Source organism: uncultured Ruminococcus sp., assembly GCF_947301925.1.
Classification (GTDB): Bacteria; Bacillota; Clostridia; order Oscillospirales; family Ruminococcaceae; genus Ruminococcus.
The window spans coordinates 1-12710 of sequence record NZ_CAMYUE010000029.1 but is presented as its reverse complement, the minus strand read 5'-3'; the positions used below and the strand labels follow the sequence as shown (position 1 = coordinate 12710).

Annotated in this window: 13 protein-coding genes and 2 pseudogenes; 14 read left to right on the top strand and 1 reads right to left on the bottom strand. The window is 45.5% G+C overall.

Annotation, left to right across the window (positions count from 1 at the left end; translation table 11 throughout):
• From Q0Y65_RS15590 to nrdD, 12 genes and pseudogenes are all read left to right on the top strand, one after another.
• Positions 1–303, top strand: a pseudogene (locus tag Q0Y65_RS15590) (hypothetical protein); the annotation flags it as partial.
• Between the two features lie 18 nt (positions 304–321).
• On the top strand, positions 322–1365 hold the full coding sequence (locus Q0Y65_RS15585) for a DNA adenine methylase (protein ID WP_297961927.1): 1044 nt from the start codon (positions 322–324) through the stop codon (positions 1363–1365).
• Positions 1362–1628, top strand: a complete 267-nt coding sequence (locus Q0Y65_RS15580; protein ID WP_297961924.1) for a hypothetical protein — start codon at positions 1362–1364, stop codon at positions 1626–1628. Before Q0Y65_RS15585 ends, Q0Y65_RS15580 begins: the two co-directional genes overlap by 4 nt.
• Position 1629: 1 nt before the next feature.
• Complete coding sequence (locus Q0Y65_RS15575) at positions 1630–3012, top strand: DUF3849 domain-containing protein (RefSeq protein ID WP_297961921.1); 1383 nt, start codon at positions 1630–1632, stop codon at positions 3010–3012.
• 19 nt (positions 3013–3031) lie between these two features.
• Complete coding sequence (locus tag Q0Y65_RS15570) at positions 3032–3397, top strand: SpoVG family protein (protein WP_297961918.1); 366 nt, start codon at positions 3032–3034, stop codon at positions 3395–3397.
• A gap of 112 nt (positions 3398–3509) precedes the next feature.
• The gene (locus Q0Y65_RS15565) at positions 3510–4475 is read left to right on the top strand and encodes a hypothetical protein (RefSeq protein WP_297961914.1); all 966 of its coding nucleotides are present in this window, start codon (positions 3510–3512) and stop codon (positions 4473–4475) included.
• 59 nt (positions 4476–4534) lie between these two features.
• Positions 4535–8908, top strand: coding sequence for a SpaA isopeptide-forming pilin-related protein (locus tag Q0Y65_RS15560; RefSeq protein WP_297961911.1), 4374 nt, complete (start codon positions 4535–4537; stop codon positions 8906–8908).
• A complete protein-coding gene (gene srtB, locus Q0Y65_RS15555; RefSeq protein ID WP_297961908.1) occupies positions 8905–9753 on the top strand; it encodes a class B sortase in 849 nt (282 codons plus the stop codon). The genes Q0Y65_RS15560 and srtB overlap by 4 nt, the downstream gene beginning before the upstream one ends.
• Before the next feature lie 6 nt (positions 9754–9759).
• Complete coding sequence (locus tag Q0Y65_RS15550; protein ID WP_297961905.1) at positions 9760–10092, top strand: DUF3852 domain-containing protein; 333 nt, start codon at positions 9760–9762, stop codon at positions 10090–10092.
• A gap of 24 nt (positions 10093–10116) precedes the next feature.
• Positions 10117–10539 (top strand): hypothetical protein, encoded by a 423-nt coding sequence (locus Q0Y65_RS15545; RefSeq protein WP_297961902.1) that lies wholly within the window; start codon positions 10117–10119, stop codon positions 10537–10539.
• Positions 10540–10552: 13 nt separating this feature from the next.
• Positions 10553–11290 (top strand): hypothetical protein, encoded by a 738-nt coding sequence (locus Q0Y65_RS15540; protein WP_297961897.1) that lies wholly within the window; start codon positions 10553–10555, stop codon positions 11288–11290.
• The gene (gene nrdD, locus Q0Y65_RS15535; RefSeq protein ID WP_297961893.1) at positions 11290–11553 is read left to right on the top strand and encodes an anaerobic ribonucleoside-triphosphate reductase; all 264 of its coding nucleotides are present in this window, start codon (positions 11290–11292) and stop codon (positions 11551–11553) included. Before Q0Y65_RS15540 ends, nrdD begins: the two co-directional genes overlap by 1 nt.
• Before the next feature lie 30 nt (positions 11554–11583).
• On the opposite strand, the gene Q0Y65_RS15530 is transcribed toward nrdD, so the two are convergent.
• On the bottom strand, positions 11584–11898 hold the full coding sequence (locus Q0Y65_RS15530; protein ID WP_297961890.1) for a helix-turn-helix domain-containing protein: 315 nt from the start codon (positions 11896–11898) through the stop codon (positions 11584–11586).
• Between the two features lie 118 nt (positions 11899–12016).
• Here Q0Y65_RS15530 and Q0Y65_RS15525 point away from each other — a divergent pair, with 118 nt between their 5' ends.
• Positions 12017–12499 carry an SLOG family protein gene (locus Q0Y65_RS15525; RefSeq protein WP_297961887.1) on the top strand — a complete coding sequence of 161 codons (483 nt, stop codon included), beginning with the start codon at positions 12017–12019 and terminating at the stop codon, positions 12497–12499.
• Between the two features lie 15 nt (positions 12500–12514).
• Positions 12515–12710, top strand: a pseudogene (locus Q0Y65_RS15520) (hypothetical protein); the annotation flags it as partial.

Below are 12710 nucleotides of genomic sequence, written 5' to 3'. Positions count from 1 at the left end.
GACTATGTTCCCAACAGGCTTGGCGGTTTTATTGAGGAACAGCCTGCACAGGAGCAGAAAAAGCCAGATTGTCCGCTCATAGGTCAGGACTCGAATATCTATAATCTCATGGGTATAGCATCCAAAACTCTCAAGAGGAACGGCATGGCTGAACAGGCTAAGGAGATGTGTGACCGCATCACATCATCGGGTGACTATTACAAAGCTCTCTGTATAATCGGAGAATATGTCAATATTACGTCAGTTGACGATGACGATATGGAAGAAAGCGAGGACGAAGAAATGGAGGTAACTATGAACTGACCTCCGGAAAGGAGTATAATGGGAGGCATTTTGACCACAGGGTGCGAACCTCCGATACCGTGGATCGGCGGTAAAACGATACTCCTTCCCGTAATTAAGCGGATAATCCCCGAAGGACAGAATAAATTCGTGGACGTATTCGGCGGCGGAGGCTCGGTATCGCTTTCGGGCAAGTACGCACCCATTCAGATATACAATGACTATAACCAGCATCTGACGAATTTCTATACCATTATCAAGACTCGATGTCGGGATCTTGTAAATGCTTTCGCAGGTGCATTCGGAAAAGACGGCAAGCTCGTTGAAGAGATCGAACAGCGTATATTCGCAAATATACGCGATCAATTCAATGCTTGCTGTCTTGTTTTTTACAGAGCTGACACATTCGAGGAATTCTATGACTCTATCCTTAAAATGCTCAATAAAGCAGGCAGTATACAGGATAAACAGCATGTCTGGATGAATTCAATGCTGGCATGGGAGCTGTATAAGAAAAGGGAAAAAGATCCTGAGCTCTTCGACGCTCTCATGTTTCTCATATTAATGAAGTGCAGCTTCTCTGCTACAGGAAAGAGCTGGGCTTGTAAGGGTACAAATGCTGAAACAGCCATTCGCCTCATTAACGAAGCATCAAGGGTATTACAGCACATTGCAGTGGATAACAGAGATTGTCTTGATATAATACGGCTTCACGACAGTCCTACAACCATATTTTACTGTGATCCTCCGTACTACATGGCAGAGAAATGCTACAGCGGAGTTCCGCTTTTCGGCGATATGATGCATAAAGCACTTCATGATGCACTCCTGAAGTGCAAGGCAAAGGTCATAATTTCATATAACGAATGTGATTTCATAGATGAACTGTATTCAGAAGACAAATGGTTCATAATGCGGCTGGACAGACCGCATAGTATGCTCCTGCACAGTAATCCGGGAGCAGTTTACCATGAAGTTATAATTGCAAATTTCGATATTTTTGAAATGTACTATGGCAACGGACAGCTCACTTTGATGGATATGTCCGATACCATAAACGAAGAAGGGAGAATAATCTTATGAAAAAAGTAATATCAACACAGGCTATAATGGCTAACGGAAAAACAACGTATACAGGACTCTTCACAAGTGAAGGTATTCCTGCGGAAGTCGAGCTCGTCTGCGTAAACGGAAATGCCTGCTTATCGGTAACTATCCCCGAAGATGATGAGGAAGAATACGTGGGCAGACCGCTTACAGAGGACGAGATCGAGGCGATATGCAGGAACTACGGGAACTGCGATGATTGTCCGCTCTATAACTACTGTGATGAGGAGATGATGTAAAATGGTGCCAATATATAAGTATTCGGCAGAAACTGCAAGATATGAAAACGAGCTTACGGACTACCGTGAGAGCAAGAGGTGCAACATCAAGTGCAAGGAGGCTATCGAGGAAGCGATAAGAACACATTTCGATGGAATGCATCTTGATACAAGCTGTGTGCAGGATATCTTTGACGAGTTCGGATATGACCGCACAATGTGGGTACTTGCGGCAACCGTTAAGAATAAGAGCTTCGACGGCAGATTCTCGAGCATCAACAAGGGCTGGGCTCGCACAATTATCCCGTCACACCTTGATAAATATGAGTTCGATGAGTACACAGTGCAGTCGCATCCTGCGGTGCTTAACGGCTTTATCGACAGTGTAAGAGCTGAATATGAGGCTCTGGGACTCCTGTCCTCTGAGGAATGCCTGAAGGACAGCTACAAAGAGGACTATACCAATAAGCTGCTCATACTCCGTCCGGAGATACTCAACGATCAGTCCAGAAAGCCTGCATTCCAGTATTTTTATGCTGAGAATGGCTTCGGCTGTGATCCGAACAGCATAGGCAGAAAGGTATTCGGTACCTTCATTGCCGACGGCGAGAAGTCTCATTTCTCCAGAGGTGACTTCATTGGTGTTGCCGACAAGGAAAAGCTCCCTGAATGGGCATCAAAGCGCCTTGAAGCAATATCCGCTCCTAAGATGAAGGTCCGTATCTATCAGATCAATGCCGAAAAGGATATGAAGGATCTTGAATTCAGAGACTTCGACTTTGCAATGAGCAAAGGCGGTATAGATCCGGGCATTTATCAGCAGGTCTATGGCGGCATTGCCTATGCTCATGATCTTGGAGAGCTATATATGCAGTGTAATACCGGTAACTCACCACTCGGTTTCTATGGCCATACAATGTCTGTCAGCGATGTTATCGAGATTTGTGAAGGTAAAGACAGTGGCTTCTATTATGTTGACAGCTTTGGATTCAAGAGACTTGATGACTTCGATGTATCTCAGACAGATCATGAGGACCTCATGAAAGTGGTCATCCTTGAAAATGACAGGGAGCCATACAAGGCTGAGATACGCAAGGATATCAATGCGATGCAGAGCATAGTCGGCGGTCTTATCGAGCCTGTATACTTCGAGGAAAACGGAGATGCACTTTGTTTCTGCAATGAAGAATTCCTGCTCAATGACTCTGCACCGAACAGAGTCATAGGCAACACCCTTATTCACGGTACTTGCTTTATCTGCGGCGACGGTTACAATGACGAGGGAGAGCGTGACTCCTGCACTCTGACCGACGAGCAGGTAGATAAGTATATACAGATGTTTCCACAGTCGGTGGTAGAGATATCGCCCGAGGAAGACATCGGAATGACAATGATAAGCTTTTAATGCTGAAAGGAGAAGAATTATGAAAGTAAACGCAAAGATCACTAAGATCATCGACAAGCCTGATTCATCCATCAAGGCATTCGCAAGCGTAACGCTTGACGGCTACTTTGCTGTACACGGTGTTAAGGTGTGCGAGGGCGAAAAGGGACTCTTCGTCTCAATGCCTTCCACCTCTTACACCAACAGCAGCGGCGAAACAAAGTATCGTGATACCTTTCATCCCATTACCAAGGAATCTCGTGAGGCTCTGACTCAGGCTGTACTCGACAAGTACGATGAGGCACTTTCTCAGACTCAGGACGAAGGTATCGAGATACAGGATCTGCCCGAGGATGATGAAGATGAACTTGAAGAACCGGAGCCTGAACCCGAGATGTCTATGTGAACATTGTCGGAAATCGGACGGTGCGTATAGGTGAAAAAGTAGAAAAATCAACTTAGGTATGGATTTTTGAAAAGCGGTGTGGTATAGTGGAAGCTGAAAGAAGGTGGAAACTGTGAAAAAAATCATCTCTATCTTAATCATATCCGCTATACTCACAGGCTGTGGTCATATCTCAGAAGATAAACCGTATGTTGCAGAGGAAACCACGACGGCTAGTCAGAATACGGAAACAACAGCCTCAGATGCAATAGATACGACTACTTCAGCAGTAACAGTTACGAGTGAGGTCACAAGGAAGAAAAGCTCGCAGTCGGTAACTGAGAAGACTGTCGCAGAGACAACCACGGCAGCCGCAAATACAGATATCCAGCCTAAGAAGGAAAACAAACAAGCTCAGAAATCGCAGGATAATGGAGCATCAGAGGTTAAGAAGTCCGAAAGCAAAACTACAACAGCAGTTCAGACTTCGCCTCAGAAAGTAGCGACAGCTCCTGCGGTTAAGGAGAACAAAACTACGACAACTATACGCACAGATCCTGCGGTGGTCACTACTGCTCCGCCAGTAGTAACTCAGCCGCCAAAGGCAACAGAACCGCCTGCACCCAAACAGCAGGTGCTGGATTATGACCGCTTGAATGACCAGATGCAGACCTTCATCGATGGCTACGACATAGATTACGACTGGATGTACGAAAAAGGAAAGAATCTGAGCCATGACGGTACTGATTACGGCAAGGCTGTAGCGATATGTAATGAAGCCGAGAGCTTAGGCGGCGTGAACTGCATAAACTATGCAATAAACGCATACTTCATGGCACAAGGTGCAGGACTGGAATGCTATATAGCCAGATCATCAAAATATGACTGGTACGGTCATGTGGCAAATATAATCAAGCTTGACGGTAAGTGGTACTATATGGAGCCTATGGGTGACATTGTAGGATCACCGAACACATTTGCAGAGGGGGGAATTGCTGATGATGGATCAGTAATAACCTATCCCAACGGATTGGACATAGTCACAGACATCTACGACAACAGAAAAAGCGTAACAGTCGAAAGCGACTGGTACAAATAACAAACATCAATGGGGCCGAGAAATCGGCTCCTTTTTTCGTTTATGAAAGGAAAGAATATATGACAAAGAATAACAGTTTTATCAGAAAACTTGGCGCAGGACTTATGGCAAGCCTCTGCGCTGTTTCTATGTTAGCCACTCCCATGACAGGAGTGCTCACAGCAAGTGCGGCAAACACAGCTACTGAGAATGAAGCGTTCCCCTCGGCCGATGAAGTAATTGCACAGGCGGCAACTCTCCTCGGATCACCCTACGGCTGGGGCTTCAAAGGATACACAGGCGTATATTATCAGGACAGCTACAGTCCGCTTTCACTTGATTATGTCAGACAGCAGGGCGTTGATTGCTCAGGTCTCATCTACTATACACTTGCACACCTCGGCTACAGTACAAGCGGCTTCAGCTGGAACAACCCTGTTCCTGTGGATACTCCCCACTGGCTGAGTGTAACTGACAACTGCACTATCACCTACAACGGCGTGACTTCCAAGATCGACGTTGAGAAGGAAAATATCCCATACAAGGAACGTCCATATTGGGAATGTGCCGACGGCTCAACAATTACGCCCGGTTCAGTAGTCATCGCTGATAATCTCAACGGCGAGGATCACTCATGGATATATATCGGCGAATTCAATAATCGTGACGAGGTAATAAGCTATCTCAAAAAGATCGGCGTGAACGAGAGCTACATCAACAGCAATACTGTCGGTGACGGCAGTGGCGACGGCGGAACCCATTGGCGTATCGAGTCTAACGGCTCTCAGGGCTGTGTAATTAACAATCGCACCGACGGAAAACAGGCAACAGCTCTCAATATGTTTGCATTCCGTGTATCCAAGACTGACGTTGAGTTCTCGGTAACAAAGCTTGATAAGGATACTCAGATGGTAATCGGCAAGAGTCCTGTTGACAACTCCTCTGCTGTATACGGCGTATACAAGGATAAGGAGTGCAAGAACAAGGTTGGCGAGATCACTATTGGCGAAAAAGGAAAAGGAACTATCAAGCTTCCGAGTGGTACCTACTATGCAAAGGAAATAAAGGCTCCTACGGGATATGATCTTGACTCAACAGTTTACACACTTACTTCTGGAAAGTCGGTTACAGTAAATGAAACAAGAACTTCTGGAACTATAATTGTTAATAAGACAGCAGAAGACGGCGTTACCAGTGATAGAGAGTTCAAGATCACTGGGTCTAACGGCAAGTCAGTTACTAAGAAAACTAACAGCAACGGCGTCGCTGAGTTCTCAGGTCTCGATGTATATGACCTTACAAATGGTAAGCCTGTAACATATACCGTATCAGAGATCAATGTTGATACTCGCTATGAAGTTCCAAAGGCTCAGGATGTTACGCTCACAAGCGGTAATGCTGATCTTACGGTAGCCGTTGACTTCGAGAATGTGCTGAAGAAAGGCAATATCAAGATCAACAAGCAGTCCGAGGATAATCAGAACGGCGACAGAACATTCACAGTTACAGGTGGAGGTGAGACATACACAATGACTACTGCAAATGACGGAACAGCGATATTTGCAGGTATTCCAGTGTATGGCAGCAATAACGAGCCTATCACCTATACTATCAGCGAGAAGGATGTTCCCGTGAGATATGTAGTTCCTGCTGACCAGACAGCTACCCTCACAGCAGATGCTACAGTGGATGTAAAGTTCGAGAATAAGCTGAAGAAGTTTACAGCTGAGATCACTAAGAAGGACAGTGAGAACATCACCGCACAGGGCGATGCAACTCTTGCAGGTGCAACTTACGGTCTCTATCATGACGGTGAGCGTGTAGCTACTTACACCACAGATGAGAACGGACACTTCGTTACAGATGAGTTCGTATGCGGAAATTACACTCTCCAGGAGCTCACACCTTCACAGGGTTATCAGCTCAATGATGAGATTTATGCAGTCGGCGCAGAGCCTCAGAATTACAAGGTAGAGGTCAATCCTATTGCTCTTGATGTTACAGAGGACGTAGTAAAGGGCAAGGTATCAATTATCAAGCACAGCGATGACGGTACAACTGGCATCGAAACACCCGAGAACGGAGCTGAGTTTGAAGTATATCTCAAGTCCGCAGGCAGCTACAAGAACGCAAAGGAAACCGAGCGTGACTATCTCATTACAGATGAAAACGGCTTTGCAGAGACAAAGGCTCTTCCTTACGGAACATACACTGTTCACCAGACTACAGGCTGGAAGAACACAGAATTTGTTGAGGACTTCGACGTTATCGTCGACGAAAACGGTAAGACATACCCATATATCATTAACGATGCTGTTATCACAGCAAATCTCCGCATCGTGAAGAAGGATGCTGAGAGCGGCAAGGTTATCCCTGTATCCGGCATTGGCTTCAAGGTTTGGAGCGTTGACGATGAGAAGTACATTTCTCAGACTATCAATTATCCCGAGGAAACCACACTTGACACATTCTACACAAACGAAACAGGCACACTTATGCTCCCCGGTGAACTTTCATACGGCAACTATGTACTTCATGAAGTTAAGGCTCCCACAGGATACTTCCTCAATGCAGAGCCTGTACCTTTCACAGTTGACGGAACAGAAAAGACTGTTGAGGTCGAGAAGTTCGATACAGCTCAGAAAGGCAGGATCTCAGTAAGCAAGCGCGGTGAGATCTTCAAGACAGTTCAGGCAATCGGTCCTGCTATCTGGACAGACGAAAATGGCGAAACACAGACCGCAGGCCTTACCACCTACTATCCGATTTTCGAGGAAAGCGGACTTGGCGGAGCTGAGTTCGAGGTAATAGCAGCCGAGGACATTTACACAGCAGACGGCACACTCAGAGCATCTGCCGGTGAGGTAGTTGCTGACATTATCACAGACAAGGACGGAAATGCTTCAACTGAGCCTCTCTACCTCGGCAAGTATGTTGTCAAGGAGAAAACTGCTCCCTATGGCTATGTACAGAATGATGAGGCAAAGGAAGTAGAGCTCACCTATGCAGGACAGGAGGTTTCTATCACAGACGCTGTAAATAACACATTCAACAACGATTATCAGAGAGTAAAAATCAGCCTTGCCAAGTTCATGGAACATGACGAGCTCTTCGATATCGGCGAAAACGATGAGTACAAGAAGGTAACATTCGGTCTCTATGCAGCAGAGGACATCACTGCCGCTGACGGTACAGTTATCCCCGAGGATGGTTTTATCGCACAGGTATCGCTTGGCGAAGACATGACAGCCGACTTTACAGAAAAGCTCCCGTTCTCACGCTACTATGTTCAGGAGATAGCAACCGATGAGCACTATATGCTTAATGGCGAGAAGTATCTTGTAAACTTCCAGTACATGGGACAGGAAATGTCTACTGTCAACATCGACTGCGGAACATTCATCAATGACATCAAGCGTGGATCAGTAAGCGGTAAGAAGGTCAACGAAAATGGTGATCCCCTCGAAAACGCTCTCTTCGGTCTGTTCAAGGCTGACGAAACTGAATTCACAGCTGAGAACGCATACCTTACAGACGAGTCCGACGAGGATGGAAACTTCGGTTTCACAGATATTCCTTTCGGTGAGTACATCGTCAAGGAGATCGCTGCACCTACCGGATATATACTTTCAGACGAGCAGTATCCTGTTGTTATCGCTGAGAACGGCGATGTTGTGGAGATAACTGCGGAGAATAAGGCAATCACAGTCTCTATCAGCAAGGAAGACCTCTACGGCAATGAGCTTACAGGTGCATCTATGCAGCTTATCGACGAAAACGGCGAGATCGTGGACGAATGGACATCTGACGGCGAGAACCACATCATCACAAACATTCCTGCAGGCAGCTATACACTCAAGGAAGTGGCAGCTCCCGACGGATATGTTATCGCAACAGATATCAGCTTCACAATCGACGAGTACGGAAACGTTACTGTTGACGGCGTTGAGGCTAATGCTTTTGATGATGACGGAAATCCCATTGTTACAATGATCGATGATGCAACACTTGTAAAGATCAGCAAGCAGGATATGACAACAGGTACAGAGCTTTCCGGTGCTACACTTCAGGTCATCGACAAGGACGGAAATATCGTCGAGGAATGGGTATCCACAACCGAGCCTCACTATATCGAGGCAAAGCTCATTGCAGGCGAGAAATATACTCTTCGTGAGATCACAGCTCCTGACGGCTACAATACCGCTGAGGATATCGAGTTTACTGTCAATGCAGACGGAAGCGTCACTGAGGTAACTATGAAGGACGAAGCTATTATTGTAACAACACCTAATGTTGCCACAGGCGATACAGGCAAGAGTCCTATCGGATATATCATGGTGATCGCAGGTCTCGTACTGCTCACAGTATCCATATTTGCAAGAAAGAAAAAGGAAGAGCCTGCTGACGATTATGCAGAGCTCTGTCCCGATTTCATTGAAGGAGAAAATGAATGAAAAAGAAGACTATACTTCGCATACTGGCGGCTGCTTCGGCAGTCGCCCTCCTTTTAGGAGGAATATATCTGCTGACAAAAGATGATGTACGGCAGAAACTTAAGGAAACCGATCTCAAGCCATATATGCCGACACCTTCGGTTTTAGCGGCTCTTGATGATATTTCCGAGCCTGAAATTACTACGACTACAATAACGACAATTATCACAGGTGAAGCTACTGAGCCTACCACAGAAGCGGCTGAAATAACCACCGCATCTCCCGAGTTATCAGCAGAGGTCAGACAGAGCCTTATTGACTCGGCACAGTCGCTGAATTCAGAATACCCCGATGCACTCGGCTGGCTGTATATCCATGATACGGTCATCAGCTATCCCGTAATGCAGAGCCGTGATAACGACTATTACCTTAGTCATGCGTATGACGGAACATACCTGAAAGCAGGCTCGGTATTCCTCGACTATCGCTGTGAAGGACGATTCCGGAATCCGATAAATATCGTGTACGCCCATAACATGAAGAACGGCTCCATGTTCGCACAGGTGACAAACTTCAAGAATGACAGCTACTTCGAAAACCACAAGTACGGCTGGCTTGCTACTCCTGAGACAGTATACAGGATCGACTTTTTCTCCTGTGCTGTTGCAGACTGGCATGACAGCCTGTATGAGGGAGATACTCCCGTGGCTGAGTGGGTGCCGCACATCTGCGACAGATCGGTAGTTGGCAGAGAGATAACCTATTCAGACGATGACAGGTTCGTTTCATTATCGACCTGTTCATATGAATTCCAGAACGCACGAACTATCCTTACGGGAAAGCTCGTAGAGACAAAGGAGGTTTAAACTTATATGAGAAAACTGAAAACCAAGCTCGTATGTGCTGTAACGGCTTTTATGGCAATGCTGAACTTTGCAGCTATGAATGCCTATGCCGCAGGCGATGTTGCGAGTGCTGTTGAAAGCACATGGACATCGGCGAAGGACCAGATACAGACTGTGGTAAATAACGTCGTATTCCCCGTGATCGACGTTATACTCGGTGTTCTGCTCTTCGTCAAGATCGCTACAGCGTATTTGGAGTATAGAAAACATGGTACGCTTGAATGGACTCCGATAGCTATTATCTTCGGCGGTCTGCTCTTCTCGCTGACAGCACCTTTGTATGTATGGACGATACTCTGATTGAAAAGGATAAAGGTGATAAATATGAATTTCTTTACAGACGAACTTAAAAAGATAACTGACAGGAGCGAATACATTCAGAACCCTAAGTTTGTCGGACAGTCCTGCGTTTTCAGACTGTCCGATGATGTTACTGGTAAGTTGGGATTCGTTACACAGGGTTATGCCGATAACTATACTGCCCTTAAACTTACTCTGCTCAACAAGAGAGAGGGACCTATCGATGTTCAGGTAATGAATATCACTGATGTCATAGGCTTGAAAACGGTGCGCGGCGAGTCGTGTTCTCCGCATATCTGGAGGTACGGAAATGACATTGACTGGTATGGTTATCATCCCAACAGTAATGACTATTCTGCTTTGTCGGAAACTGTCGACGATTACCTGTCCTGCTTTGCTGAACAGGAGTTGTCAGAAGACGAAGAACTGAACATTTCACTCAATTAATGGAGGTACGAAAATGAAGAATAATATGAGAGCGGCGATAGCCGTCATTTTAATTGCCACAGCTTTAACAGGCTGCGGCACTATAAAGCCACCTGCTATAGATACAACCGTAACGACGGTACCTGTTACAACGGAGACTACTACTGCAGAACCGACAACGGTAGCTGAGACAACAGAAGCTCCCACCGAGCCTCCGATGACTGAGGAAGAAAGAAGACAGCTCGAGCAGAGTACCTTTATAGCTGAATTTCTCGGCTCTCAGATAAAGTTTGAGGATACCGCAGGCATTACCGATGAAGTGATCAAAAAGGCCGACTTCGAGTGTGAAAGTGCCAAGAACGGCACTGAAAAGATCACTGTCAAGGGAAAAAACGGCGGCGGTAAGATCGAAGTTTCTGTTATGGATATTTCAGCAAGTACGCTAAAAAATGACATTGAAAATGTCCTTGGAAGATATGGTGATTACAGCTATGAGCAGATAACTGCAGGCATGAACGGCATAAACAGCGTGGACTTTACCTCAAACTACCGTATGATAACAAGTGTGGTATCCAAGGGCAAGTATCAGCGATATGGAGCTATCCAGAAGACGGACGGAATGTCCACACAGTTCGGTTATGCCGAAGTATATGCTGTAATCAAGGATAACAAGCTGACCGTAATATCTGGACAGCTCCTGTCAACGGATATGACCGAAAGACAGAACTTCTCAGAACTCATAAAGCAGCTTGCAGAGAAGGTGGAGTACTGATGAAAGTAACTGTAAACGGCGGTACTATGTCACAGGCTGAGATCGACGAGTATGTCCGCAGAATACGGAAGAAACATCCCGACCGTATCATCAACGAACTGACTCTTACGATAAACGGCGAATATGTGGATATAAAGTATAACTATGATACCGTCCCTTTTGAAAGGATACGCAGAATAACCGGATATCTGGTAGGAACGCTTGACCGTTTTAACGATGCAAAGAAAGCCGAGGAAAGCCAGCGGATAAAGCATGAGATATAACAAAAGCTCCCGATATCGGGAGCTTTGACGCTATTCCTGTAATAAGCCCTGAATATATGCAGTCACTTTTTCCTGTTGTACAGTAGTTAATCTGCGATACATTGAGAGCATTTCCGTTTCAGCTTCTGAAAGGTCAGAAGATATAAACGGCGATTTTACGTCAGTATTCTCAAGCAGATAGTCGATTGACACATTGTAATGCTTTGAAAGCGTTATCAGCATAGGAACATCAGGTGTAGCCTGCCCAAGCTCATAACGGCTGATCATTGTCTGTGATACATTCAGCAGTATAGCTAATTTCTGCTGATTTTCGTTTCTTGCTTCACGCAGTTCTCTCAACCGCATACCATCACCGCCTTAAATATATGATACAACATTTCCGCATAATAATTATGCGTATTAGTTGCAAATTGTATGCATAAAAGTTATAATGAGTATAACTAAAGGTTGTGAGGTGTGCGTTATGATCGACAGAAAAAGGACTGCGTGTTTTACAGGACACAGAAGTATACCGGAAAATGACAAGGCAAAGCTCAGGATACAGCTTGATAGGATAATTGAGGCACTGTATAACAAGGGCGTTGTGTTTTTCGGCTGCGGAGGAGCATATGGCTTTGACACAGAAGCTGAATACGCTGTATTAAGGGCAAAGGAACGGCACAAGGAAATAAAACTGATACTTGTACTTCCTTGTAAAGGACAGGATAAGTATTGGAACGACGAAAGCAAGGCGATGTACAGTGATATCCTTTCAAAGGCGGACAAGATAGTCTATACGTCCGAATACTACACAAATGACTGTATGCACAAGCGCAACAGACATCTTGTGGACTACAGCGGATATTGTATCGCCTACTGTACAAAACAAAGCGGCGGTACTGTATATACTATGAATTACGCTAAGGATAGCGGTGTCAAAGTAGTTAACCTTGCTGATTATCTATAACAAAGAGGTGAAACTATGCCATATATACCATTCACGGATGAACAGAAAGTCATGGCAAACTCCGTGGATCTTGAATTCTTTCTGCGAAGTCGTGGGGAAACACTTGAAAAGGTAGGACGTGAGTACAAGCTCATATATTCCGACGGCAGCGGCAGACACGACAGCATAACTATGTCCGGCAGTACATGGTTCGATCACAAGAACCAGACCG